The 25,399-nt window shown below is 74.6% G+C and carries 19 protein-coding genes; 7 read left to right on the forward strand and 12 right to left on the reverse strand.

Going from position 1 to position 25,399, the window contains the following annotated elements; genetic code table 11:
- Positions 1-5: 5 nt before the first annotated feature.
- The gene (gene hemE, locus OG559_RS03075) at positions 6-1,097 is read right to left on the reverse strand and encodes a uroporphyrinogen decarboxylase (RefSeq protein WP_405112153.1); all 1,092 of its coding nucleotides are present in this window, start codon (positions 1,095-1,097) and stop codon (positions 6-8) included.
- Positions 1,098-1,229: 132 nt separating this feature from the next.
- Here hemE and OG559_RS03080 point away from each other — a divergent pair, with 132 nt between their 5' ends.
- On the forward strand, positions 1,230-1,805 hold the full coding sequence (locus tag OG559_RS03080; RefSeq protein WP_405112156.1) for a DUF3000 domain-containing protein: 576 nt from the start codon (positions 1,230-1,232) through the stop codon (positions 1,803-1,805).
- Positions 1,806-1,919: 114 nt separating this feature from the next.
- Here OG559_RS03080 and OG559_RS03085 read toward each other — a convergent pair whose 3' ends face one another.
- Both OG559_RS03085 and OG559_RS03090 read right to left on the reverse strand, forming a co-directional pair.
- Positions 1,920-2,897: a hypothetical protein gene (locus tag OG559_RS03085; protein ID WP_405112159.1), complete on the reverse strand. Its 978-nt coding sequence runs from the start codon at positions 2,895-2,897 to the stop codon at positions 1,920-1,922.
- 77 nt (positions 2,898-2,974) lie between these two features.
- On the reverse strand, positions 2,975-4,216 hold the full coding sequence (locus tag OG559_RS03090) for a trypsin-like peptidase domain-containing protein (protein WP_405112161.1): 1,242 nt from the start codon (positions 4,214-4,216) through the stop codon (positions 2,975-2,977).
- 202 nt (positions 4,217-4,418) lie between these two features.
- Between OG559_RS03090 and OG559_RS03095 the strand changes: the two genes are divergently transcribed.
- The 4 genes from OG559_RS03095 to OG559_RS03110 all read left to right on the forward strand — a co-directional run bounded on the left by OG559_RS03095 (position 4,419) and on the right by OG559_RS03110 (position 10,130).
- Complete coding sequence (locus OG559_RS03095; protein WP_405112164.1) at positions 4,419-5,741, forward strand: HRDC domain-containing protein; 1,323 nt, start codon at positions 4,419-4,421, stop codon at positions 5,739-5,741.
- Positions 5,742-5,976: 235 nt separating this feature from the next.
- Positions 5,977-7,197, forward strand: a complete 1,221-nt coding sequence (locus OG559_RS03100) for a thiolase family protein (protein ID WP_405112167.1) — start codon at positions 5,977-5,979, stop codon at positions 7,195-7,197.
- Entirely contained in the window at positions 7,194-9,263 is a 2,070-nt protein-coding gene (locus OG559_RS03105; RefSeq protein WP_405112170.1) for a 3-hydroxyacyl-CoA dehydrogenase NAD-binding domain-containing protein, read from the forward strand. The genes OG559_RS03100 and OG559_RS03105 overlap by 4 nt, the downstream gene beginning before the upstream one ends.
- A gap of 153 nt (positions 9,264-9,416) precedes the next feature.
- A complete protein-coding gene (locus tag OG559_RS03110) occupies positions 9,417-10,130 on the forward strand; it encodes a hypothetical protein (protein ID WP_405112173.1) in 714 nt (237 codons plus the stop codon).
- Between the two features lie 103 nt (positions 10,131-10,233).
- On the opposite strand, the gene OG559_RS03115 is transcribed toward OG559_RS03110, so the two are convergent.
- The 4 genes from OG559_RS03115 to OG559_RS03130 all read right to left on the reverse strand — a co-directional run bounded on the left by OG559_RS03115 (position 10,234) and on the right by OG559_RS03130 (position 15,714).
- Positions 10,234-10,617 (reverse strand): VOC family protein, encoded by a 384-nt coding sequence (locus tag OG559_RS03115; RefSeq protein WP_405112176.1) that lies wholly within the window; start codon positions 10,615-10,617, stop codon positions 10,234-10,236.
- A 249-nt stretch (positions 10,618-10,866) separates the two neighbouring features.
- Positions 10,867-13,407, reverse strand: coding sequence for a malectin domain-containing carbohydrate-binding protein (locus OG559_RS03120; RefSeq protein WP_405112178.1), 2,541 nt, complete (start codon positions 13,405-13,407; stop codon positions 10,867-10,869).
- 382 nt (positions 13,408-13,789) lie between these two features.
- The gene (locus OG559_RS03125; protein WP_405116336.1) at positions 13,790-14,974 is read right to left on the reverse strand and encodes a sensor histidine kinase; all 1,185 of its coding nucleotides are present in this window, start codon (positions 14,972-14,974) and stop codon (positions 13,790-13,792) included.
- Positions 14,975-15,045: 71 nt separating this feature from the next.
- Positions 15,046-15,714, reverse strand: a complete 669-nt coding sequence (locus OG559_RS03130) for a response regulator transcription factor (RefSeq protein ID WP_405112181.1) — start codon at positions 15,712-15,714, stop codon at positions 15,046-15,048.
- A 159-nt stretch (positions 15,715-15,873) separates the two neighbouring features.
- On the opposite strand from OG559_RS03130, the gene OG559_RS03135 reads away from it, so the two are divergent.
- Positions 15,874-17,070 carry a C39 family peptidase gene (locus OG559_RS03135; RefSeq protein ID WP_405112184.1) on the forward strand — a complete coding sequence of 399 codons (1,197 nt, stop codon included), beginning with the start codon at positions 15,874-15,876 and terminating at the stop codon, positions 17,068-17,070.
- A 9-nt stretch (positions 17,071-17,079) separates the two neighbouring features.
- Here the strand turns inward: OG559_RS03135 and OG559_RS03140 are convergent, their stop codons facing one another.
- Entirely contained in the window at positions 17,080-18,375 is a 1,296-nt protein-coding gene (locus OG559_RS03140; RefSeq protein ID WP_405112187.1) for a PQQ-binding-like beta-propeller repeat protein, read from the reverse strand.
- A gap of 97 nt (positions 18,376-18,472) precedes the next feature.
- Here OG559_RS03140 and OG559_RS03145 point away from each other — a divergent pair, with 97 nt between their 5' ends.
- On the forward strand, positions 18,473-20,434 hold the full coding sequence (locus OG559_RS03145) for a hypothetical protein (RefSeq protein WP_405112190.1): 1,962 nt from the start codon (positions 18,473-18,475) through the stop codon (positions 20,432-20,434).
- A 70-nt stretch (positions 20,435-20,504) separates the two neighbouring features.
- On the opposite strand, the gene OG559_RS03150 is transcribed toward OG559_RS03145, so the two are convergent.
- From OG559_RS03150 to OG559_RS03165, 4 genes are all read right to left on the reverse strand, one after another.
- Positions 20,505-20,912 carry a spore-associated protein A gene (locus OG559_RS03150; RefSeq protein ID WP_405112193.1) on the reverse strand — a complete coding sequence of 136 codons (408 nt, stop codon included), beginning with the start codon at positions 20,910-20,912 and terminating at the stop codon, positions 20,505-20,507.
- A 70-nt stretch (positions 20,913-20,982) separates the two neighbouring features.
- The gene (locus OG559_RS03155) at positions 20,983-21,411 is read right to left on the reverse strand and encodes a hypothetical protein (protein ID WP_405112195.1); all 429 of its coding nucleotides are present in this window, start codon (positions 21,409-21,411) and stop codon (positions 20,983-20,985) included.
- Positions 21,412-21,551: 140 nt separating this feature from the next.
- Positions 21,552-23,492 (reverse strand): hypothetical protein, encoded by a 1,941-nt coding sequence (locus OG559_RS03160; RefSeq protein WP_405112198.1) that lies wholly within the window; start codon positions 23,490-23,492, stop codon positions 21,552-21,554.
- Positions 23,450-25,249, reverse strand: coding sequence for a hypothetical protein (locus OG559_RS03165; RefSeq protein ID WP_405116338.1), 1,800 nt, complete (start codon positions 25,247-25,249; stop codon positions 23,450-23,452). Before OG559_RS03165 ends, OG559_RS03160 begins: the two co-directional genes overlap by 43 nt.
- Positions 25,250-25,399 lie beyond the last annotated feature (150 nt).

Raw genomic sequence — 25,399 nt, forward strand, 5'->3', positions numbered from 1 at the left:
CTCCCTCACTGCGCCGGACGCGCGGACACCTCGTGCACCAGCGCGACCACCCTGGTCAACACGTCCGGATCGGTCTCCGGCAGCACGCCGTGACCGAGGTTGAACACGTGGCCGGGGGTGGCCCGGCCCTCGGCGAGGATCCGCCGCACCTCGGCCTCGACCACCGGCCACGGGGCGAGCAGCACCGCCGGGTCCAGGTTGCCCTGCACGGCCCGGTCGGCGCCGATCCGGCGGGTCGCCACGTCCAGCGGGGTACGCCAGTCCACCCCGACCACGTCGGCCCCGGCCTCGCCCATCGCGCCGAGCAGCTCGGCGGTGCCCACCCCGAAGTGGATCCGGGGCACCCCGGCGTCGGCCAACCCGGACAGCACCTTCGTCGAGTGCGGCAGCACGTACCGCCGGTAGTCGGCCTCGGACAGCGCGCCGGCCCAGGAGTCGAACAGCTGCACCGCGGACACCCCGGCGTCGACCTGCACCCGCAGGAACGCGCATGCCACGTCGGCCAGCCGGTCGCAGAGCGCGTGCCACAGCTCCGGCTCGCCGTACATGAGGGCCTTGGTCTTCGCGTGGTTGCGCGACGGGCCGCCCTCGACCAGGTAGCTGGCCAGGGTGAACGGGGCGCCGGCGAAACCGATCAGCGGGGTGTCGCCCAGCTCGGCGACGAGCAGCCGGACCGCGGAGTCCACGTAGGAGACGTCGTCGCGGGTGATCGGCCGGATCCGCTCGATGTCGGCGGCCGTGCGCACCGGCTCGGCCACCACCGGCCCGGTGCCCGGGACGATGTCCAGGTCCACCCCGGCGGCGGCGACCGGGACCACGATGTCGCTGAACAGGATCGCCGCGTCGACCCGGTGTCGGCGCACCGGTTGGAGGGTGATCTCGGCGACCAGTTCGGGGCGGCGACAGGACTCCAGCATCCCCACGTTCTTGCGGATCTCGCGGTACTCCGGCAGCGACCGGCCGGCCTGGCGCATGAACCAGACCGGGGTACGCGGGCCGCCCTCACGCCGGCAGGCCCGGACGAACGGGGAGTCGGCCGGCCCGCCGCGGCGGGGTTCTCCGTCTCGGGCGGCAGCGCCCGTGGTGTCGGTGGTCATCGCGGCAATCGTGCCACGCCCCCGATGCCCATCCCCACCCCCGCCACCTTTTGTGACCCACCCCCGTCGGCGGGACGGGCTGTCGGCGTGCCGTTTCCGGCAGCCGGGCAGCAGGCGGCATAGGCTGCCCGCATGGCCCCCCCGATCGCGCTTCCGGAGACCTTCGCCCGCGCGGTCGCCGGGCTGCGGTCGGCCGCGCCCCGGTCGGAGATCGTCCTGGAGGAGGTCGGCGCACCGCAGCGGCTCGCGCCGTACGCGTTCGCGCTCTCCGCGACAGTGCTGCGCGACGACGACGACGAGGTCGCCACCGGGCGGTTGATCCTGCTGCACGATCCGGCCGGGCACGAGGCCTGGCAGGGCACCCTGCGGCTGGTCACCTACGTCACGGCGGAGCTGGAGGCCGACCTGGCCACCGACCCGTTGCTGCCCGGGGTGGGCTGGACCTGGCTGACCGACGCGCTGGACGCCCAGGACGCCCCGCACCGGGCGATCGGGGGCACGATCACCCAGACGATGTCGACCCGGTTCGGTGACCTGGCCGGGCCGCCGACCGTCGCCGACATCGAGATCCGGGCCTCCTGGACGCCACTCGGCGAGGACCTGACCCCGCACCTGCTGGCCTGGTGCGCGCTGCTCGCCTCGACGGCGGGCCTGCCGCCGCCCGGGGTGACCGCCCTCCCGGAGCGCCGCCCGGCCGGCGCCGCCTGACCCACCGGACCCGGGACGGCGAGCCCGCCGGGCGGCGGGGACGGGACCGGAAATGACGCGGGCCGCCCCCACCGGACCGGGGTCCGGTGGGCGCGGCCCGGACGGGCGCACCCGTCAGAGGTAGTCCTCGGCCTCGTCGCAGACCTTGTTCATCCCCTGGGTGGCCTTGTCGTACGCGGCCTTGTTGTTCGCAGCCGCCGCGGTCAGCGCGGTGGTGAGCTTGTCCAGGCAGGTGGCGATGACCTTCTTCTGCCGGGCCTGCTCGTCACGGTCGTTGCGGGTGCCGGTGAGGTCCTGCTCGGTGTTCGAGAGCTTGTCCCGCACGCCCTGCAGGTCCTTCTTGAGCTTGTCGATCTCGGTCTTGTTCGCCGTGATCGTCCCGTCCCGCTCGCTGACCTGGGCGGTCAGCCGCTGCTCCGTGCGGTCCAGCTCGTTGCCTTTGGTCACGTAGAGGCCGGTCATCACGCCGCCGAGGACGAAGAGCAGCCCGGCCACCAGGGCCAGCACCAGCACGCTGCGCCGGCCCTTGCCCGGGGAGGGCGCCGCCGGGCCGTACGGCGGCATGCCGGGCGGGCCGGACATCGGGTGGCCGAAGCCCGGACCGGAGGCCGGGGGCACCGACATCGGCTGGGCGTATCCCGGGGCGGAGACCGGCGGGGTGGAGACCTGCTGCCCGAACGGCGGGGCCGACTGCGGCGCCTGCTGACCGTAGGCCGGCGCGGGCGGGGCGGACTGCGGCGGCTGCTGACCGTAGGCCGGCGCGGGCGGGGCCGACTGTGGGGCCCCGTACTGGCCCGGCTGCGGGGCGCCGTACTGGCCCGGCTGCTGCGGCTGCTCCGCCGGGGGCTGCGGGGCGCCGTACTGGCCGAACTGCTGCGTCGGCTCCGCCGGGGGCTGGGGGCTGCCGTACTGGCCGAACTGCTGCGTCGGCTCCGCCGGGGGCTGCGGACTGCCGTACTGGCCGGGGGCGAACTGCCGGGTCGACTCGGCCGGCTGGCCGGTCGGGCCGTACTGCTGGGGCACGGGCTGGCCGGGGCCGGCCGGCGGCGGGTAGGGCGGCTGGCCCCCGGGCCCGCTCGGTGGCTGGGACATATCTCATCCTCCAGATGACTGGCCCGCGGCCGGACGACGGCGACGGACCGGGCTGGTACGAGGCAACGACGGCCGGTTCAGCAGATCCGGAAGCCGTCGCAGGCGACCTTGATGGGTACGGCAAGGCCGATGCCCTCGGCGTCGCGGGCCTTGGCGGTGGCGATCCCGACGACCTGCTTCTGGCCGTTGATCACGGGACCACCCGAGTTGCCGGGGTTGATCGGGGCATCGAACTGGATGACCGGACCCGAGCCCTGCTGGGCCTCGCGGAAGGCGCTGACCACGCCGGTGGTGACGCTGTCCTGGAGACCGAGCGGGGCGCCGACCACGACGATCTGCTGGCCGGACTTGACCGCCGCGGACGCCGTGACCAGGCCGGTGAACTTGCTCGTGGTGCGTAGTTGGGCGACGTCGTTGGCCTCGTCGACCTTGACGATCGTGGCCGGGTAGCGCTGATCGGTGCGTTCCAGGAAGACCTCCCGGCCGCCGCTCGCCCAGACCGACTCCACCACGTGGAAGTTGGTGAACAGGTTCGTCCCGCCGCCGCTGGCCGGCTTGCCGACCGCGAACGCGGTGCCTGTGAACTGCCCGGCCCGGACCCGGAACACGCTGGGCAGCACGGCGCTGGCCACCGCCTCGGGGTTGAACTGGGCCCCGGCCTGCCTCTCCAGGGTCTGGGTCCGCTGGTCGAGGTCGTCGAGTCGGGTGCCGTCGCCCTGCTGCGCGGCGGCCTGCCGCTGGTCGGTCCCGGAGAGCCGGTCGGAGAGCCGGTGGAGCTGGTACGCCTGCACGCCCGCCACCAGGGCCAGCACCACGGCCAACCCCAGCGCGACCAGGGTGAGCGCGCGGCCCTTGGCGGGCCGGGCGGGCGGGGTCGGGGCGGGCCAGCCGGGGGCCGACGCGCCCTGCGGCGGGTACGCCGGGCCGGGGGCAGAGGGCGGCGCAACCGGGCCGGCGGGCGGGGCCGGCTGCTGCCCGTGCACCGGTGGGTACTGCCCGGGAGTCGGCGCCGGCCCACCCCACTGGCCGGCGTTCGGCGGCGGAGCCCAAGCGACCTGCCCGGGAACGGGGGCCTGACCAGGAACGGGGGCCTGACCGGGGACAGGGGCCTGACCGGGAACGGGGGCCTGACCGGGGATTGCGGGCTGCGGGTAGGGGGCGGCGGTGCCTCGGGGCGGAACGATCCGTGGCGGCAGCGGGCCGGGCCGGGCCGGGCCGTCCCATGCCTCGGCGGTACGGGCCGGGTCCGACCAACCGCCTCCGGAACCGTCGTCGGGCCCCTGCCCCGCGCCTGTCGGACCGTACCCAGCCGTCGTCATCGCCACGACCTCCCCGTAGACGCCCCCGTTGCCCCCGCCGACGCGGGTTCGTCACCGGTCGGCGGCCCGAAGGACCGTACCTGCGCTGTCGCGCTTTGTCTCCCCCGGTGTCCGACCCTGCCATGTCAGGTCAAGCGCCGGCGCCGACACACGCCCTACCCGGCTGCGCGCGCCGGATCCCCCGGCGCACTAGGGTTGTCAGGTGACCGACGAACCACCCCTGCGCCGTCGGGCCGCCGAAAGCCGTACCGGAGACGCGCCGCGCCACCCGCCGTCGGCCGCGCCGGAGCCGGTGGACGCGGGGCCCGAACCGACCGGCAGCGAGCCCGTGCCGCTGACCGCCCCCCGCGACGGCACGCCCCTGCCGGTGGCCACCGAGGCCGAGCTCGCCGAGGTGGTGGCCCGGTTCGCGGCCGGCACCGGCCCGGTGGCCCTGGACGCCGAGCGCGCCTCGGGGTATCGCTACAGCCAGCGCGCCTATCTCGTCCAGCTACGGCGGGCCGGTGCGGGCACGGCGCTGATCGACCCACTGCCGCTGCCCGACCTGAGCACCCTGGACGCGGCGATCGCCGACGTCGAGTGGGTGCTGCACGCCGCCAGCCAGGACCTGCCCTGCCTGGCCGAGGTGGGGCTGCGCCCGCAGCGGCTGTTCGACACGGAACTGGCCGCTCGGCTGGCCGGATTCGAGCGGGTCGGCCTGGCCGCGCTGACCGAGCAGCTACTCGGCTTCACCCTGGAGAAGCACCACTCGGCCGCGGACTGGTCGAGCCGGCCGCTGCCGGAGTCGTGGCTCACCTACGCCGCCCTGGACGTGGAGATGCTCACCGACCTGCGCGACGCCCTCGACGCGGAGCTGGCCCGGCAGGGCAAGTCGGCCTGGGCGGCGGAGGAGTTCGCCGCCCTGGTGCGAAACGGCGCCCGCCCGCCCCGGGTCCGCGCGGAGCCGTGGCGGCGTACCTCGGGCATCCACCGGGTGCGCGGCGCCCGTGCCCAGGCCCGGGTCCGTTCCCTCTGGTACGCCCGGGACCAGATCGCCGCCCGCCGGGACGCCGCGCCTGGCCGGGTGCTGCCGGACTCGGCGATCGTGGCCGCCGCCGAGCTGGACCCTGTGGACGAGAAGACCCTGCTCACCCTGCCCGGGTTCGGCGGCCGGTCGGTGCGCCGGCTGGCCCGCACCTGGCTGGCGGCCCTCGACGACGCCCGGCAGTTGCCGGAGGACGCGCTGCCGGTCACCCCGGCGGTGGAGGGGCCGCCCCCGCCGCACCGGTGGGCTGAGCGGGACCCGGTGGCCGCCGGCCGGCTGGCCCGGTGCCGGGAGGTGGTGGTCCGGATCGCCGGCGCGCACACCCTGCCGCCGGAGAACCTGATCACCCCGGACTCCGTCCGCCGCCTCGCCTGGACCCCGCCGGACGAGGTCACCGAGGACACGGTGGCCGAGACGCTGCGCGGCTTCGGCGCCCGCGAATGGCAGATCGCCCTCCTGACCAGCGACCTGACCCCGGCCCTGGCCCCACCACCCCCCTGACCCACTTCTCCCCGTTGATCAAGAGGTTCGCGTCAGGGGCGGCCACTCCACTGACGCAAGCCTCTTGATCAACGCGGTGGGGGCGGGTGTGGGGTGGGACACAGCGGGGTGGGTGCCGGGTGTGGTTACTGGCGAGTAGCATCCGAGGGACCACGCCCGTGCCGGCGACCTTCATCCGGTCCGCAGTGCCGCCTGTCGGCGCGGAGGCCGGATTTTGGTCGATAAGGAGGCTCAAGTGCCCCGTGAAGTCCGGGATGTCGTCTTCGTCGACGGCGTCCGCACCCCGTTCGGCAAGGCGGGTGGCATGTACGCCAACACCCGCGCCGACGACCTGGTGATCCGCTGCATCCGCGAGCTGCTGCGCCGCAACCCGCAGCTTCCGCCGGAGCGGGTCGAGGAGGTCGCCATCGCCGCCACCACCCAGATCGGCGACCAGGGCCTGACCATCGGCCGCACCGCGGCCCTGCTTTCCGGCCTGCCCAAGACCGTCCCCGGCTTCGCCATCGACCGGATGTGCGCCGGGGCGATGACCGCCGTCACCACCGTGGCCGGCGGCATCGCCATGGGCGCGTACGACATCGCGATCGCCGGCGGCGTCGAACACATGGGCCGGCACCCGATGGGCGAGGGCGTCGACCCCAACCCGCGGATCGTCGCGGAGAAGCTGGTCGACCCGTCCGCGCTGGTCATGGGCGCCACCGCGGAGAACCTGCACGACCGGGTACCGCAGGTCACCAAGGACCGCGCCGACGCGTTCGCGCTCGCCTCGCAGCAGAAGACGGCGAAGGCGTACGCCAACGACAAGCTCCAGGGCGACCTGGTGCCGACGGCGATCCGCGACGCCGACGGCGGCTGGGGGCTGGCCACCGTCGACGAGGCGCCCCGGGACACCTCGCTGGAGAAGCTCGCCACCCTCAAGACCCCGTTCCGCCCGCACGGCAAGGTCACCGCGGGCAACGCCGCAGGCCTGAACGACGGCGCCACCGCGAGCCTGATCGCCGCCGAGGACACCGCCCGCGAGCTGGGCCTGCCGATCGCCATGCGGCTGGTGTCGTACGGCTTCGTCGGCGTCGAGCCCGAGGTCATGGGCGTCGGCCCGATCCCGTCGACCGAGAAGGCGCTACGCATCGCCGGCCTGAGCATCGACGACATCGGCCTGTTCGAGCTGAACGAGGCGTTCGCCGTGCAGGTGCTCGCCTTCCTCGACCACTTCGGCATCGCCGACGACGACTCCCGGGTCAACCCGTGGGGCGGCGCGATCGCCGTCGGTCACCCGCTCGCCTCCTCGGGCGTGCGGCTGATGACCCAGCTCGCCCGGCAGTTCGCCGAGCATCCCGAGGTCCGCTACGGCCTCACCGCCATGTGCATCGGCATCGGCATGGGCGGCACGGTCATCTGGGAGAACCCGAACTGGACCGGTTCCGGCACCGAGGCTGGACAGGAGGGCAACAAGTGAGCGCGCTCGCCGCACCGAACGAGGTCGTCACCAGGGCGCTGCTGCGCCAGGTGAACGTGCCGGGGCTGGACCGGCCGGCCGCCCTGATCACCCTGGACAACGGCTTCGACCACACCAAGCCGAACAGCTTCGGTCCGGGCGGGCTGACCAGCCTGGACGAGGCGATCACCGCCGCCCTCGCCGCCGACCCGGCGTTCGTCGCGGTCACCGGGAAGCCGTACATCTTCTGCGTCGGGGCGGACCTCACCAGCCTGCCGCAGCTCGCCGACCGGGAGCAGGCCCTGGAGATCGGCCGGCTCGGCCACCGGGTCTTCGCCCGGCTGAAGGACAGCCAGGTCCCGACGTTCGCCTTCGTCAACGGCGCGGCGATGGGCGGCGGCCTGGAGCTGGCCCTGCACTGCCACTACCGGACCCTGTCCGGCGGGGCCTCCGCGCTCGCACTGCCCGAGGTCTCCCTCGGGCTGGTCCCCGGCTGGGGCGGCACCCAGCTCCTGCCGAACCTGATCGGCATCCCGGCCGCGACCCAGGTGATCCTGCAGAACCCGCTGATGCAGAACAAGATGCTCAGGCCGAAGCAGGCCGCCGAGCTGGGCATCGCCGACGTGCTGCTGGAGCCGGCGGACTTCCTGGAGCGGTCCCTGGAGTGGGCCGCCGGCGTGGTCCGCGGCGAGGTCACCGTGACCCGGCCCGAGGTCGACAAGGACATGTGGGCCGGCGTGCTGTACTTCGCCCGACAGACGCTGGACCAGCGGCTGCACGGCGCGGTCCCGGCCGCGTACCGGGCGCTGGACCTGCTGGAGACGGCGAAGGACGCGGACTTCGCGACCGGCACCGCCGCCGAGGACGAGGCGCTGGCGGACCTGGTCTTCTCCGAGGAGCTGCGCAGCGGGCTGTACGCGTTCGACCTGGTACAGCGGCGGGCCAAGCGGCCGGCCGGCGCGCCGGACAAGGGCCTGGCCCGCCCGGTCACCAAGGTCGGCATCGTCGGCGCCGGCCTGATGGCCAGCCAGCTCGCGCTGCTGTTCGCCCGCCGCCTCCAGGTCCCGGTCGTCATGACCGACCTGGACCAGGCCCGGGTCGACAAGGGCGTGGCCTACGTGCACACCCAGATCGAGAAGGCCGTCAGCAAGGGCCGGATGGACAAGGGCACGGCCGCCAAGCTGTACGGACTGGTCGGCGGCTCGGTCGACAAGGCCACGTTCGCGGACGCCGACTTCGTCATCGAGGCCGTGTTCGAGGACCTGAACGTCAAGAAGCAGGTCTGGGCCGAGCTGGAGAAGATCGTCTCCCCGGAGGCGGTGCTCGCCACCAACACCTCGTCGCTGTCGCTCACCGCGATGGCCGCGGAACTGGAGCACCCGGAGCGGGTGGTCGGCTTCCACTTCTTCAACCCGGTCGCCGTGCTGCCGCTGCTGGAGATCGTCCGGGGCGAGCGCACCGACGACGCCACCCTGGCCACCGCGTTCGCGGTCGGCAAGCAGCTGAAGAAGTCGTCGGTGCTGGTCTCCGACGCCCCGGCGTTCGTGGTGAACCGGCTGCTCACCCGCTTCCTCGGCACCGTCTTCGCCGCCGTGGACGCGGGCACCCCGCTGGACGTGGCGAACGCCGCGCTGGACCCGCTGGGCCTGCCGATGCGCCCGCTCGCCCTGCTCCAGCTCGTCGGCCCGGCCGTGGCGTACCACGTGGGCGGCACGCTGCACACGGCGTTCCCGGACCGGTTCGCCGTCAGCGAGAACCTGAGGCGGATCGCCGAGGCGGGCCAGCCGATCGTGGTCGACGACCAGATCAACGACGAGGTGGCCAAGCTGCTGGTGGTCGGCGACGCGCCGCTGACCGCCGAGCAGGTGCGGCAGAACGCACTCGACGCGTTGGCGCAGGAGATCCGGCTGATGCTCGACGAGGGCGTCGTCGCGGAGGCGCAGGACATCGACCTGTGCATGATCCTCGGCGCCGGCTGGCCGTTCCACCTGGGCGGCGTCACGCCGTACCTGGACCGGACCGGCACCAGCGAGCGGGTCACCGGCCGGCGGTTCCTGCCGCTCGGGGCGGCCAGCCTGCCCGCCTGACCCATCCCGCTCCCCCGCGACCGCGGTGGCACGGGCGTCCCACGGGGCGCTCCGGCCACCGCGGTCGTCGTCTCAGCGGCGGGCGGGGCAGCGGCTGTCGGACCGGCTGGCTACGATCACCGCTCCTGATCAACTATCTGGAGCTGACTCAACATGTCCCACCCGGGCAACCCCTACCCGAACCAGCCGCAGCAGCCGTACGGCGAGCAGCCCGCCCCGCAGCAGGGTGGCTACCCGCCGGCCGGCCAGCCGTACGGCGCGCCGGAGGCCGCGCCGCTGCCGCCTGCGCCGAAGAAGTCCAAGACCGGCAAGATCGTGCTGATCGTCCTGGCCGTGGTGCTGGTGCTCTGCTGCGGCGGCGGGGCGATCACCTGGTTCGCCCTCAAGGACGACGTGAACGACGCGGTCGAGGCCACCAAGACCAGGGTGACCGCCCCGGCCACCCTCGCCGGCCGACCGAAGGCCACCGAGCCCGAGCTCCAGGCGGCGGTGGACGGGATGATCGCCGAGATGAAGTCCACGGTGCAGAACGAGACCAGCACCGCCGGGGCGGTCTACGGCGACCCGGCCAAGAAGAACCTGGTGATGTTCGCCGCGGCGTCCGGCCTGCTGACCGACCCGAAGAAGGAGTTGGACGACGCGTTCAGCGGCCCCGACCTGACCATGAGCAACGTCGCCACGGTGGACCCGGGCCCGCTGGGCGGCGAGGCGCGCTGCGGCGACAGCGAGAGCGATGGCGTCAAGCTGGGCATCTGCGCCTGGGCCGACAAGGGCAGCGTCGGCATGATCGCGATGTACTTCAAGACCAGCGCCCAGGCGAAGGCCGAGTTCATCGCGATGCGCGGCCAGATCGAGCAGCGCTCCTGAGCCACGCGTGACCCGGGCCCCCTCCGCCGCAACGGCGAAGGGGGCCCGTCCCGTCGGCCCGGTCACGGGTTCCCATACACCCACTCTTTCCGTGAAAATGCCGTCAGGCCGTCGCGGTCCGCTCGGCGGCGCTGCGCAGCACGCAGAACTCGTTGCCCTCCGGGTCGGCGAGCACCACCCAGCCGGTGCCGTCCGGCCGCCGCCGGTCGTCCACCTGGGTGGCGCCGAGGTCGACCAGCCGTTCGACCTCGGCGTCCCGGGGCCGGTCGGCGGGCTCCAGGCACAGGTGGACCCGGTTCTTCACCGTCTTGTCCTCCGGCACCTGAAGGAAGAGCACGGTCGATCCGTCCGGGGTGAGCACCATCGCCTCCGGGTCACCGGGGAAGTCGTCGGGCTGCCGTCCGGAGCCGAACACCTCCGCCCAGAAGCCGGCCAGTGCGTAGGTGTCGTGGCAGTCGAAGCTGATGTTCCTGATCCGTGCGCTCACGGTGTTCCTCCATGAAGGAGTGGAGCGCCCCGCGTGATCGGCAGAAGGTCAGCGGCGGGTGAGGCGGGGCGCGGGACTGGTCGTGGACATCAACCGCACCTCCCTCCGGCCGTCGGGCTGACGCGGCCGATCTTGCCAGCCTCCGCCGTTTCCTGGCAACACCCTTTTCGGCGTACCCGGGAAAGGGCCCGGCCCGGCCCCGCGCGGACGCGGGACCGGGCCGGGACGCCCCCGTGGTGCGACGGGGGTCTACGGGCCGACGAAGACGGCCTTGGCGCGCCAGTCGACCCCGTCCACGGCGGGGCCGCTGACGGTGGTGAACGCGCCGGTGGGCACGCCACCGGCCCACGCGGTCGAGGCGAGCGCGCCGGTCGAGCGGCTGACCTGGTACAGGGTGCCGCCGGCCAGGAAGACCGAGCCGGCGTCGGCGAATCCGGTCACCCCCGCGACGGTGAACTTGTCGGCGCCGACCGCGCCGCTGTCCGGGGTGAACCAGCGCCAGTACAGTCCGCCCTGGCCGGCAAGGGTGTAGTAGAGCCGGCCGGCGGTGTAGAACATGCCGGTGACGTTCGCGATCTCAGGGTAGAAGTTGCTGTTCACCCCGACGTAGGTCTGACCTTCCGGCCCGGAGTCGGTCTCCACCGTGTCCCAGTACGCGTCGTGGTACGGGTCGACGAGGCTCGGCGCGCCGAAGGTGGTCCCGTCGAAGGTGCGCCGCTGGAGCGCGCCGTTCATCGCGTAGAACAGGGTGCCGCCCACCCAGAACGCGCCCCTGGCCGTGGACCACGCGGTGTTGTCCGGGTTGGCCACCGGGGTCGCCGCTCCGACCGTGGCCGCCCCGTCGTACGCGCGGGCCTGCACCTCGTTGCCCGTGCCGGTGGGCGGCGGGCCGGTCTTGACGATCTCGATGGCGTTGACGAGCGGGTTCTCCACCACGTGCCCGAAGTCGATGTCGACGCTGCCGTCGCTGACGATCGTGAACGACCGCATGGTGCCGACATTGTGCCCGGGCGTGACCGACAGGTCGAGGTTGTCCAGGACGAGGGTGCCGTCGAGAGTCACGTCGAAGACCCGCTTGCCGGGGGTCGAGGTGCTGGCGTACCGGTTCGCGAGGTAGAGACGGACCTCCACCTCGGTGCCGGCCGGGACCGGAAGGTCCCACTGCATCTCGGGGGCGGCCACGGCGTCGTACCGCTCGGTGTTGAACAGCCCGGCCGGGGTGCCGGCCGGGACGGTGGCGTCCAGGCTGCCGACGGCGGCGTAGCTCGCGGTGCTGCTGCCTGCGTTGTGGTAGGTGCTCGGGCTGCCGGAGTCGTCGGCGCTCCAGTCCGGCCCGCCGGTGGTGGAGGCGACGGCGGGGCCGCCGGCGTTCACCCGGTGCAGCACGTTGGTGGGCACCGGAATCCCGGCCTGGTACACGCTGCCGGGCAGGCCGGCGGTGGTGGTCGGGTGCGGGGCGTTGCCGCCGGTCAGCGGGAAGAACGCGATCCGCTCCCGGCGGTGCTGGAAGTTGCCGATCCAGGACTGGTCGGAGCCGAGCCAGATGCCCTGCGGGGTGACCAGCAGCTCGGCCACGCCGTAGCCGCGCGGGTGCCGGCCGGGGTTCCAGGACAGCGGCAGGCCGTTGACCGGGTCGAGGGCGGCGATGCTGGCCCGGCCGATGGCCCCGGCCTGCGCGGAGTCGCCGCCGAGGCTGTTGTTCAGCCAGCGCAGGTGCCCGCCGACGTAGACGGCCTGCTCGCTGATCCCGACGGAGAGGAAGGTGTCGCCGCCGGAGTAGTTGGCCCAGGTGGGCTGCTGGGCGTCGCCGGTCGCGGCGGCCTCCCAGCGGGCGGCGGTGTCGCACAGCGATCCGGCGTACGCCCCACCGGTGGTGACCACCACGAAGTAGCTGCCGTCGGGGGCGAAGGCCACGTCCCGCATGTACGAGTCGAACGCCGCGTACGAGCAACGCGGGGTGTACCGGCTGGTGTTCCAGTCGGCGACGGTGGCGGCGGTGGCGCCGAGGTCCAGCTTCACGATCTGGTCGTGCAGCACCCCGTCGGCCTTCTTGAAGTTGCCGATCACCACGAGCTGGGTGCCGTCCGGGGAGAGCGCGAGCTTCTCCACGCCGATGCCGGCCTTGGCCCCGCTCACCCCGTCGTAGTTGTGGTTCTCGGTGAGGGTGGTGGTGAGGTAGCCGTCCAGCGCGCCGGTGGTGGCGTTGAGCGAGGCGAGCCCGCCGCGCGGGTTGGCGTTCCCGGCGGTGGTGAAGATGCCGCCGACGAGCAGCCGGTTGCCGGCCAGGGCGACGTCGTCGATCAGGCCGTTGAACGCCGGCCCCGCGAAGCTGGTGACCGTGGCCCCGGTGGCGAGGTCGACCAGGGCCACCTTGCGCCGGGTGACGCCGTTGACCGTGTTGAACTTGCCGGCCAGGTAGACGGTGCCTGCGGTCGGGCCGGCCGCCACCGCGTTCACCTCGTTGTCGACGGTCGGCGCGAACGCGGTGTCGACCGCTCCGGTGGCCTTGTCGAAGGCGAGCACGTAGTCACGGGTGATGTCCACGGTGGAGTTGCGGTTGCGCACCGTGCTGAACGATCCCGCCGCGATGATCTTCGTACCGGCGTCGTGGATGGCGAACACCGTGCCGTCCTGGATGTTCGGCGACGCGGCCGACGGGACGGTGGAGACCACGGTGGGGTGGCCGGGCGCGGCGCTCGCCGGGTCGGCGACGGCGAGGCCGGCGACGGTCAGCGCGGCGGCGGCGAGCGCCGCCAGGGTTCGGCGGGCCAGGGCCGGGGGGTGGGTCACGGGCAACTCCCGAAGCACGTCGGACGGGGGGGTGGCCGCGGGCGCCGGACGGCCTGAGGCGCGGCCGGTCCTGGGCGCACCGCGTGGGACATGGCGCCACCACACCTTGGCCTATCGTCCGGCTGTCGTCCAGCACGGGCCGCGCATTGTGCCCGACCGCTCGGCGGCTCTGCCCGACCGCGCGGCCCCGCCGGCCGAGCGCCCGGCGCGGCCCGGCCACCTGACCTGCCCGGCCCGCCCACCCGGCACCCGCCGTGCCTGGTCAGCCGGGCCGGGCGCACGAAAAGCTGAGCACCGGGTGGGCTCGGCCGACAGGCCGCCGGGGCGTGGTGCGGCCCCGGCCGCCCGCCGACGTGCCGCCCGCGCCTGCGGGACGGGGCCGTCACCGGTCGGTCGTGAGCCGCCCACCGCCGTGGGCCGGGCCGGTCAGCACCGGCGTGGCGTCGGCGGCGGGCAGGGTCACCGTGACCTCAAGGCCGCCGCCCGGCTGGGCGACGACCCGCACGGTCCCGCCGTGCGCGTCGCAGACCGCCCGGACGATGGACAGGCCCAGCCCGGAACCCCGGGCCCCGGTGCGTTCCTGCCCGCCCCGGCGGAACGGCTCGAACAGCCCCGGCACGTCGGCCTGGCTGACCTCGAACCCGGTGTTGGCGACGACCAGCCAGGACGAGCGGCCGTCCGTGCCGGTGCGCACCCGGATCAGGCCGTGCAGGTGGTTGTAGCGGACCGCGTTCTCGATCAGGTTGCCGGCCAGCCGGTCCAGCAGCCCGGGGTCGCCGACGACCGGGGCCGGCTCCAGGGACGTCTGCACCCGCAGCCCGATCCGCTCCATCTCCCGGCGCATGGCCGAGAGCGCGTTGACGGTGCCGGTGGCCAGGTCGCACTCGGTGCGCCGGCCCAGCCGCCGGCCGGCCTGGGCCTCGCTGCGGGCGAGCACCAGCAGCGCGTCGACCAGCCCGTTGGCCCGCTCGGAGGCGTCCCGGACCACGGTGGCCATCCGGCGGTACTCGGCGGCGTCCGCCTCGTCGTCGCTGAGCGTCACGTCGATCTCGGTCCGCATCACCGCCAGCGGGGTGCGCAGCTCGTGCGAGGCGTTGGCCACGAAGCGCCTCTGCGCCTCGAACGCGGCGGCGATCCGGTCCAACATGGCGTCGAACGTCTTGGCCAGCTCGGCCACCTCGTCGTCCGCCCCGGACCAGCCGATCCGCTGGTCGAGGGTGGCCTCGCCGAGCCGCTGGGCGGTCGCGGTGACCTGGTGCAGCGGGCGCAGCGCCCGCCCCGCCACCGCGTACGCGCCGGCCACCCCGACCACGCTGATGGCCAGCAGCGCCACCAGGCCCTTGGCCAGCAGCTCATTCGACGCCGCGTCGATGAGCTGCTGCTGCCACTGCCCGGCGTCGAGCAGCCGACCGTCGGCCAGCAGCACGGTGGTGCCGGGGACCAGCTCGTCGGTGGGGCGCAGCGCGTCGCGGACCAGCAGCCAGGCCAGCAGCACCAGGATCGCCCCGGCACCCACCAGCAGCACCCCGTTGAGCAGGGTGAGCCGCAGCCGCAGGGTGGGCCGCAGCCGGACGGCCGGGCGGCGCAGCGCCGGCCAGGGCAGGGTGCGACGACGGGCGGTGGGGCGGGGCGGGGCGCTCACGCCGACCCCTCGGCGGTGCGGTAGCCGGCACCGACGACCGTCTCGATCAGCGGCGGTTCGCCCAGCTTCCTGCGCAGGGTCATCACCGTGACCCGGACGATGGTGGTGAACGGGTCGGTGTTGGCGTCCCAGACCCGTTCCAGCAGTTCCTCGCTGGATACCACCGCCCCGCGCGCCTTGAGCAGCTCGGCCAGCACCCCGAACTCCTTGTTCGTCAGGTCGAGCAGCACTCCGCCCCGGGTCACCAGCCGGCGGGCCGGGTCGAGCACCAGGTCGGCGACGGCGAGCACGGGCGGGGCCGCCGGGGTGGCCCGCCGGCCGAGCGCCTGCACCCGGGCCACCAGCTCGTCGAAGGCGAACGGCTTGGGCAGGTAGTCGTCCGCACCGAGCTGCAACCCCTCGACCCGGTCGGCGACCGTGCCGCTGGCGGTGAGCATGAGCACCCGGGTCAGGGTGCCGGAGGCGGCCAGCTCGGCGCAGATCTGGTCGCCGTGCATGCCGGGCAGGTCCCGGTCCAGCACCACCACGTCGTACCGGGTGACGAAGGCCATCTCGTGGCCCGAGTTCCCGTCGTAGGCGACGTCGACCGCCATGCCGCGCTTGCGCAGCCCACGCGCGATCGCGTCGGCGAGGTTGCGCTCGTCCTCGACCACCAGTACCCGCATACCCGACCTCCTCGCCGGCTGACCTGCCGACAAACCTAGTGCCGGCCACCAAACCGGCGGCGCACCGCCCGCACCGCCGACCGCCGGGCGCAGGGCGTTGCAAAAAACCTTCAGGTACGGGATGCTTCCCGGCGCTGATCTGCGGCGGAGGGAGCGGCGATGACCGGACCGGCCCCGACCACCCGGCGGGACGTCGTCCACCGGCGCTTCCGGCTCCCGGCAGACCTGGCCGCCGGGGCCGGCGACGGGGTCCGCGCGGACTCCGCCGGCGCGGTCCTCGCCGCCCCGACCCGCCGGCTCGCCCACCCCGACGACCCCACCCGTCGGTACGACGCGGCGAGCTGGACCTCTCCGCCGGTGTCCACCGGGTTCACCGTCGCCGAGGTGGTCCCCTCCTGGGCCGCCGACACCCCCGACGGCTGCGGCATCCTCGTCGAGCTGCGCGGCTGGCACGCCGACGCCCCGGCCACCGGCTGGTACACGCTGGCCCGCTGGGCGGCCGACGACGAGCCCTTCGGCCGCACCTCCGTGCCCGGCCAGCAGAACGCCGACGCCCGGGTGGACACGGACACCCTGGTCGTCACCGGCGCGACGGTCACCGGCTGGCAGGCCCGGGTGACGCTGCTGCGGCCTGCCGGTGGCACCGCCACCCCGGTGCTGCGCGCGCTCGGCGCGGTCGCCTCCGGCCCCCGGCCGGCCACCCCGATCGGCACGCACCGGGCCACCGAGGGCGACCGGGCCGGCTGGGGCCGGACGCTGGACGTGCCCCGGTACTCGCAGCGGCTGCACGGCGGGCAGGAGGGACGCTGGGGCGGCGGCGGGGACTCCTGGTGCAGCCCGACCAGCGTCTCGATGGTGCTGGACCACTGGGACGCCGGCCCGGCCCCCGACCGGTACGCCTGGGTCGCGCCGCCCGGCCCCCGGCCGGTGGTGGTGCACGCCGCCCGGCACTGCTACGACCCGGTTTTCGACGGGGCGGGCAACTGGTCGTTCAACACGGCGTACGCCGGCGGGCACGGGGTGGACGCGTTCGTCACCCGGCTGCGGTCGCTGGCCGAGGCCGGCGCGTTCGTGGCCGCCGGGCTGCCGCTGGTGCTCGCCGCCGCGTACCGCCGGGGCGACGTGCCGGGGCTGGACTACGACACCAAGGGACACCTGGTGGTGCTGGTCGGGTTCACCGCCGACGGCGACCCGGTCCTCAACGACCCGTACGCCCCGGACGACGCGGGCGTGCGCCGGACGGTGGGCCGGGACCGGTTCGAGGCGGCCTGGCTGGGCAGCAGCGGCGGGATCGTCTACGTCATCCGGCCGCCCGACGTGCCGCTGCCCCCGCCGCCCGGCCAGCCCAACTGGTGACCCGGGGCGTCACCGGGGCAGCCGCCACCAGCCGTGCGCCCCGCTCGGGCGGCGGCAGAGCAGGTCCCGGCCGCTGGAGTAGCACTCCCCCACCGCGTCGGGCAGCACGTCGAGCCACCGGGCCACCGCCCGCGCCGGGTCCAGCTCGGCGACGAGCAGCCCGCCCTCCCGGGTGCGCCGGGTGCCGAACAGCGGCTCGTCCGGGCCCTGGTTGAACACCGGATCCCAACCCCCCAGCTCGGCGACCGTCCGCCCGGTGGCGGCGTCCAGGACGGTGAACTCCAGGGTCGCCTTGCGGGCGGCCACGAGGAGCCGGTCGCCCCGGGCCACGACGATCCACTGCCAGCGCGGGTTGACCCACCTGGGCCGGCGCGTCGCCGGGTCGAGCGCCGACAGCCCGGCTTCCCGGCCTCCGACGCAGATCAGGTCGCCGCACTCCTCCAGGTACTCGTTGGCGGACAGGTCGAGTTCCCAGCGCCGGTCCAGCGCGGCCAGCCCGTACGCGGTGACCCGGCTGCCGCCGCCGGCCCCGCTGTTCGCCTTCACCAGCAACAGGTCCCCGGCGAGGCTGACGCCCTGGTACCCCGGCGACCCGCCCGGACGTGGATCCTCAGCGCGGAGGACCGCCCCGGACCCGGCGTCCCGCACCTCGATCCGCCCGGACTCGGGGATCAGCACGACCCGATCGACCTCCGCGCCCCGGTGGTGGTAGACCGTCCGGCCCCGGGCCACCGGCGCCGACCACCGGGGCCGTCCCGACGACAGGTCGACCACGCGCAGGGGGTCTGTCGTCTCGTCCTCGTCGCGCCCGAAAAGAAGCAGCCCGCCGCCGACGGTGGGAACCGGGAAGCCGGGAAGCCGCCACCGCTGCCTCCCGGTCGCCGCGTCCAGGGCGACCGTCGCGGCCCAGCCGTCCTCGCCCCCGGTGATCAACACGAGCCCGCCGTGCTCCCGTACCTGGAACAGGCCCTCCTCGCCGGGCACCGAGGTGCGCCACAGCGGTCGCAGGGCGCCCCCCGCGCCGGCCGGGGGCGCGTAGACGGTCACCTCGCGCGTCCCGCCCGTGCCCGGCCGCTCCAGGTCGCCCACGTACAGCCGGCCGCCGACGACGAGGACCTCGGTGCCGATCCGGCCGGGGACGACCGCCGAGGCGGACCGCGCGACCGGCGTGGAGGTGGCCAGGGTGAGCAGGGCGACGGCCCCGGCCAGGGCCGCCCGCAGCGGCCGGCCCACCGCCCGGGGCGGGCGGGGCGGCGGGTCCGGCTCGACGTCGCCGCGCAGCTCGCCGAGGTCGATGACGGTCACTGGTGTTCCTCCCCGAGCTGGGTGCCGCCCCACCCGGTCGGCACCGGGCGCACCGGTCGGCCGGCACCACGCGGGGACGTCTGTACGATGGCCCGTCGTGGCTGTGCCGGTGGTAGACCCCTCGCTGAACTCCGAATCCGCACCCGTCGCGGCGCGGGCCGCCCCGGCCGGACCCGACGGGGCGGGCACAGGCACACCGCGTCGGCCCCGGCGGCGACCGACCCGCGCCGACGCCCTGGCCATCGGAGCCTATGTGCTCCTCGGCGTTCTCGTGTGCCTGAACTACTGGGGGGACGTCCAGCACCGGGTGTCGTCGCACCTGCCGACCGACCACAGCTGGTTCGAGTGGCTCTTCTCGCACGGCGCGTACTCGCTGCGCCACCTGGAGAACCCGCTGTTCTCCATGCGGCAGAACGCCCCGGACGGGGTGAACATGATGGCGAACACGTCGCTGCTCGGCGCCACCCTGCCGCTGGCCCCGGTGACGTGGCTGTTCGGGCCGCAGGTGACGTACGCCCTCTACCTCGGCGGGGCGCTCGCGGCGACGGCCGGCACGTCGTACTGGATGCTGTCGCGGCACCTGGTGCGCTCGCGGGCGGCGGCGTTCGTCGGCGGCGCGTTCCTCGGCTTCGCGCCCGGCATCGTGCACCACGCCAACGGGCAGCCGAACTTCGTCTCGAACTACCTGCTGCCGGTGATCGTGGCCCGGGTGCTGCGGCTCGGCGAGCCGGGGCGGAGCTGGCGGCGCGACGGGGTGGTGCTCGGCCTGCTGGTGGCGTACCAGATCTTCATCAACGAGGAGATGCTGCTGCTGACCGCGCTGGGCTGCCTGGTGGTGGTGGCCGCGTACGCGGTGCAGCGTCCCCGGGCGGCGCGGCAGCGGGTCGGCGGTTTCCTGGCCGCGCTCGGCCTCGGCGGCGGGCTGACGCTGCTGCTCACGGCGTACCCGATCTGGTTCCAGTTCAACGGCCCGCAGTCCTACCGGGGCCTGCAGGGCGGGGTGTTCCACAACTGGGGCGAGGACCTGGTGGCCTTCGTGACGTTCGCCCGGGACACCGTCGCCGGGGACGAGGCGGTGGAGAAGACCATCGGCCTGACCGAACAGAACACCTGGTTCGGCTGGCCGCTGGTGCTGGTGGCGCTGGTCGCCCTGGTGCTGCTGGTCCGCCGGTCGCTGGCGGCCCGGATCGTCGCCGTGCTGGTGGTGGTCTTCACCGTCGCCTCGATCGGCCCGGTGGTGCGCTTCGACGGCGCGGAGACCACGATCGACGGCCCCTGGTCGTACATCTCGGACGACCTGCCGCTGGTGGAGATGATGATGCCCACCCGGCTGGCCCTGGTGGTGGCCGCCGCCCTCGGCGTGCTGCTCGCCCTGGCCTGGGACGCCCTGGCCCGCACCGCGCAGGCCCCCGCGCCGGTGGTGCCGGCCCCCCGTTCGCCCGCTGGCACCACCGGCGCGACGGCCCCGACGCAGGCCGCCGACCCCAAGGCCGGTCCCAAGGCCAGCCCCACCGCCGGGCCGGCCCGGGCGCGCCGCTGGCTCCGCCCGGTCGGGTACGCCGCCGTCGCGCTCGCCGTGCTGCCGCTGGTGCCCCGGCCGCTGCCGGCCCAGCAGATCGACCCGCCGCCGCGCTTCATCACGGCCGGCGGCTGGCGGCCCTACGTGCCGGCGGGCCGGACCCTGGTGCCGGTGCCGATCCCCAGCAACGTGCACGGCCTGCCCACCCTGCGGTGGAGCGCGCTGACCGGGCACGCGTTCCCGATTCCCGGCGGCTACTTCATCGGCCCGAACGCCGACGGCGAGGGCGTCTTCGGCACCCCGAACCGGCCGACCAGCACCCTGGTCTACTCCACGATGGACTCCGGCGCGCTGCCGCCGCTGACCGACGAGAACCGCCGCCAGGCGGTCGAGGACCTGCGCTTCTGGAAGGCGTCGGTGGTCGTCCTCGGCGCGCACCCCCGCGAGGCGGTCCTGCGCGACCTGATGACCGCCCTGCTCGGCCCGGCGCAACGGGTCGACGACGTCTGGCTGTGGGACGTCCGCCCGCTGGTCGGCTGAGCCGCCCACGGACGGCCGGCGGTCCGTGCCCCGGGTGGGGCGGGCCGCCGGCCGGGTGACGCGTGGGCTCTCAGCCGCAGTGGTCGTCCCACTGGATCATGCGGATGTACTTGTCGCCGACGATGCCACCCCAGTCGACGCAGTCGTTCGGCGCGTACGCGTAGACCGGGCCGGCGTACTGGCTGTAGGTGCCCTCGTCCCTGACCCAGTCCGCGCCGGAGCGCTCCACCATCGCCGACATGAACTTCTTGGTGCCGGGGGTGTTGGTGACGGTGACGACGCAGTTCCAGCCGCTGTTGTACGTCAGGAAGATGGTTCCCCGGCCGTTGCCGGCGTCCATCTTGTCGATCACGGTGTAGCCGCTGCCGCAGGCGCCGTTGTAGGCGGCGGCCTGGGCCGGCGCGCCGGTGACGGCGACCGCGGTGGCGGCCAGCGCGGCGACCGTGCCGACGCTCGCCAGCTTGTGGGTGACGCTCATGGGGTCCTCTCGTCGATTCAGGGCGGGGCGGGCCGGGGCGCGGTCGGGCGCGCCCCGGCCGGGGACGACTTCAGCAGACCTTGCTGGTCGAGCCGCCCGTGGAGTTCAGGTAGCCGGTGACGTGCGTGCAGTGCGCGGCGGTGTTGGCCGGCTTGCCCCACAGCTCCGCCCGGGTGGTGTTGTTGAGCTCGCCCACGCCGTAGTCCGAGCCGCTGTCCGAGTGGTCGATCACGTGGACGTACAGGTCCCAGTTCGAGTGGGTGTTGCGGTACTGCTCCCACACGTAGATGTAGGCGTAGTTGTAGCCGCAGCCGTAGTACTGCTTGACCGACGCGGCCTGCATGCCGCCCACCGTCAGCACCCGGGTGGTGCCGATCTGGCGGACGCTGGAGCAGCTGGCCGGGGTGCTGGCCAGTGCCGGCGACGCGTTGACCAGAACCCCGGCGCCCGCGGCGGCGAGCGCGGCGGAGGCGGCGAGGGCTCGGCGGAGGATAGCCATGACGTCCTGCTTTCTCTGGTGGACCATCGTCGTCCACCAGGTAACCAGGCGCCGGGTCGCGCTGACAGGTGGCGAAAGGGCCACCTTTTCCTCCCCTCCCCCACGCCCCCCCGCGCCCCGGGAGGCGGCCCCGCCCGGCGTCAGCCCACCAGGCCGCGCACGTCCCACACCCAGGCGCCGTCGATCTCGCGGCCCGGGCCGACGAGTTGGTCGACGGTGCGGCGGACCGGGTCGCCCCGGTCCAGGCCGCCCTGCACCAGCACGGCGGCCCGCCAGTGCCGCAGGTCCACCGCCGCCTGCCGGCGGTCCGCGTCGGTCAGCACCGGCACCTGGCCGGTCTCGGCCACCCGACGCAGCAGCAGGGCCGTCGGTCGGTCCGGGGCGCCCCAGTGGGCAGTCGGGTCGTCGGCAGCGCGGGGGCCGATGAAGTAGCCGCCCGGGGCGGTGAACGCCAGCCGGGTCCGGGCCGACCAGAACGTCGCCGGGCTGACCCCGGCCCCGGTCACCGGCGGCACGGGCACCAGCGTCCGGCCGGCCGGCACGTACGCCCGCCAGCCGCCGTCGGCTACGAAGGCCGGCACCGGCCACGCCGGCACGGTGCGGATCGGGGTGGGCGCGAGTGGGAGCAGCGCGGCGGCCACCGCGCCGCCCCAGAGCAGCCGCACCGGCGCCGCCGGCCCGCCGGCCGGGCCGTCACCGGAGGCCGCGGCCGACCGGATCCGGTCCAGGGACAGGGCGACCAGCACCCCCAGCACCGGTACGCAGACCAGCGCGAACCGGGCCGGCACCACCAGGTCGAGCAGCGGCACCCCGGCGACGAGCCGGTACGGCCCGGCCAGCCCGGTCGACACCCCGTCCACCCGGACGACCGTGCCGAGGGAGAACAGGGCGGCCCCGGCCCCGACCACCGCCAGCGCCCGGACCAGCGGACGACGCCACAGCCAGATCACGATCACCACGGCGAGCACCAGCAGGCCCGGCCCGAAGAACGAGTTCTCCTCGGTCGGGTTCGGGGCCAGCAGGCCGGGCAGGTGGTCGTCGCCGAACACCGTCTGCCGGGCCGAGGCGGTGAACGAGGCGGCGTCGAGCCGGAACCCCGGCGCGTCGAACGGCATCCCCCGGTAGTGGCCCGGCCCGGCGAACTGGAACCACAGCGGGTACGCCAGCAGCGCCCCCGCCACCAGCGCGCCCACCCCGATCCGGCCGAGGAACGCGGGCGCCAGCCGGCGGGCCGCCGCCCGGTCGGCGAGACCGTACGCGACGGCCAGCACGCCGGCGGCGAGCGCCAGGAACACCAGCACCTCCTCGCCGAGGAAGACCTGGTACGCCACCAGCAGCCCGAGCGCCACCCCGCGCCGGCCGACCCGGCCGGGGTCCGGCCGGAACACCAGCCCCAGGATCGGCGGCACCAGGAACTGGGCGGCCATGTGCGGATGCGCCCCGGCCTGGGCGACCATGCCGGGGGCGAAGCCGCAGACCAGGCCACCGACGGCGGCGGCGACCCGGGAGCCGACGAGCCGGCGGGCCAGCAGGACGTACCAGGCGGTGGCGGTGCCGGCGAGGCAGGCGACCACCGCCACCAGGAACGCCGGCTGGGTGCCGAGCAGCAGCGTCACCGGGGTCAGCGGCACGCCCAGCCCGAGCACCGAGGTGTTGGCCATCAGGTTGACCCCGTCCGGCGCGTTCAGGGCCGCGCTGTACAGCGGGTTCTCCAGCCCGGTGACGGCGCGGGCCGCCCGGGCCAGCATCCACTCGAACAGCATCTGGTCGTTGTCCTGGTGGAACAGCCGATCGGGGCGCCCCCACTGGCCGCCGGTGAGCAGCACCGCCAGGCCGAGGTAGCCGGCGACCACCGCGACGTCGAAGCCCCGCACCCGCCGGGGACGGCGGCCGGCCGACGCGCCGCCGGAGGCGGGCCCACCGGCCGACGCCGCGTTCCGGGCCGACGCCGCGTTCCGGGCCGACGCCGCGTTCCGGGCCGACGCCGGCCCGCCCGTCCCCTCCGGGTTGCTGGCGGCGGGCGCGGCCGGGGCTGCCATCAGGCCGTCGGGGCGGTCAGCGTCCGGACGTCCCAGACCCACACGTCCAGCTCACGGTGCCCGGGGCCGACCAGCTCCTCGACGGTACGCCGCAGCGGCTCCGCGTTGTGCTGGCCCACGGGGAGCACCAGGACGGCGGCCCGCCAGTGCCGCAGCTCGTCGAGGGAGCGGCGGCGCTGCCGGTCGTCCAGTTCCGGCGTCCGGCCGGTGGTGGCCACCTCCTCCAGCAGCCGGCCGACCCCGCTGGGCCGGCCGCCGAAGCGTCCCGGGTCGCCCGTGTTGCCGTTGCGCGGGGCGAGGAAGTAGCCGCCGGGGATCTTGAAGTCGAGGTTGGTGGACGCGGCCCAGCGCATCCCGTGGGTGTTGCCCATGCTGGGCACCGGGATCGGCACCAGGGTCTGGTCCGCCCCGACGTACTGACGCCACCGGTCGGCGGTGATGAACTTCGGCACCGCCGGGCGCGAGGTGACCTTCAGCGGCATCGGCATGATCGGCAGCAGCGCCAGCGCCAGCGCGCCGACGCCGAGGGTGCGCACGGTACGGGCCTCGGCCGGCCGCAGCGACCAGATCCGCTCGACGGCGAGCGCCAGCAGCACGCCGATCACCGCCGTGGTGATCATCCCGAACCGGGTCGGCACCACCGCGTCCAGCAGCGGCACCCGCACCAGCAGCTCCCACGGGCCGGTGAACAGCTCCCGGTCCCACCAGGAGACCCGCTCGCCGAGCGAGAGCACCGCGAAGAACGCCCCGGTCGCGGCGAGCGCCCGGACCAACGGCTCGCGGCGCAGCCAGAACACGATGCCGACGGACAGCAGGGCCAGGCTCCAGCCGAAGAAGGCGTTCTCCTCGGAGTAGTTCGGGGCCAGGTTGACGTTGGCCCGCTCGTTGCCGCCGAGGGTGGGCGAGCCCGGGGCGAAGAAGGCGGCGATGTCGTTGCCGTAGTCCCGGACCGCGTCGCTGAGCCCGTGGTACGCCATCGGCCCGGCGAACTGCACGTAGAGCGGGTACGCCAGCAGCGCCCCGGCCAGCACGGTGCACACCGCCACCGCGACACCCAACGGCCGCCAGGCCGCCGACCACAGCGCGGGCCGCTGGGCCAGCACGGCGATCAGGAACACCCCGCACGCCATCGCGGTGAAGAGCAGGATCTCCTCGTTGATGAACGCCTGCACGACCACGAGCAGTGCCAGCAGCGCCCCGTCCCGCACCGGCCGGCGCGACCGGGTGATCACCAGCACCCGCCAGACGATGAACGGCAGCAGGAACTGGCTGATGATGTTCGGGTGCCAACTGGCGTGCGAGAGCATCGCCGGGGAGAAGCCGCAGAACCAGCCGCCGACGGCGGCGGCCAGCGGGGTGCGCACCACGTGCCGGGAGAGCACCCGGTACCAGGCGGCGGCGGTGCCGGCGAGGCCGAGGGTGACCAGCACCACGAAGGACACGGCCGGCCCGAAGAGCAGGGTCACCGGCACCATCGGGATGCCGAGCGCCAGGACGGCCGTGTTGGCCATCAGGTTGACCCCGTCGGGGAAGTTGAACTGGTCGGTGTAGAACGGGAACTCCCCGTGCAGCACCACTCGCACGCTGTGCGCGAGGAAGAACTGCACCTGCGCCGGGTCGCTGCTGTACAGCGACGCCACCCGGCCCGCCGGGTCGACCCAGATCCGGCTGGTCACCCAGAGCGCGGCGAGCAGGAAGAGGCCGTACACGGCGAGGTCCCGCCGCCGGGTCGTCCACCGCAGGCGCCGCTTGCGGGCCCCGCCCGGCTCCGCCGCGACCCGGGCCGTTTCCTCGGGCACGGCGTCGGCGTCGGCCGGCCCGGCCGCAGCGGCGGCAGGGGCCGGCTGCTCGGTGGCCACGGGCCGCGCGTCGGCCGGCGGCTCGGTGGTCCCCACCGTTGTCCGGGCGGCGGACCCCACGGGAGCGTCGGGAACCGGGGGGAAGTCTCC

The organism is Micromonospora sp. NBC_01405 (assembly GCF_045040155.1).
In the GTDB taxonomy this organism is placed as follows: domain Bacteria; phylum Actinomycetota; class Actinomycetes; order Mycobacteriales; family Micromonosporaceae; genus Micromonospora.

Bases quoted from the DNA above. Each gene is read 5' to 3' on its own strand.
- OG559_RS03080 (WP_405112156.1), top strand. From the start codon at position 1,230: ATGGCCCCCCCGATCGCGCTTCCGGAGACCTTCGCCCGCGCGGTCGCC.
- hemE (WP_405112153.1), bottom strand. From the start codon at position 1,097: ATGACCACCGACACCACGGGCGCTGCCGCCCGAGACGGAGAACCCCGC.
- OG559_RS03110 (WP_405112173.1), top strand. From the start codon at position 9,417: ATGTCCCACCCGGGCAACCCCTACCCGAACCAGCCGCAGCAGCCGTAC.
- OG559_RS03150 (WP_405112193.1), bottom strand. From the start codon at position 20,912: ATGAGCGTCACCCACAAGCTGGCGAGCGTCGGCACGGTCGCCGCGCTG.
- OG559_RS03085 (WP_405112159.1), bottom strand. From the start codon at position 2,897: ATGTCCCAGCCACCGAGCGGGCCCGGGGGCCAGCCGCCCTACCCGCCG.
- OG559_RS03135 (WP_405112184.1), top strand. From the start codon at position 15,874: ATGACCGGACCGGCCCCGACCACCCGGCGGGACGTCGTCCACCGGCGC.
- OG559_RS03090 (WP_405112161.1), bottom strand. From the start codon at position 4,216: ATGACGACGGCTGGGTACGGTCCGACAGGCGCGGGGCAGGGGCCCGAC.
- OG559_RS03130 (WP_405112181.1), bottom strand. From the start codon at position 15,714: ATGCGGGTACTGGTGGTCGAGGACGAGCGCAACCTCGCCGACGCGATC.
- OG559_RS03155 (WP_405112195.1), bottom strand. From the start codon at position 21,411: ATGGCTATCCTCCGCCGAGCCCTCGCCGCCTCCGCCGCGCTCGCCGCC.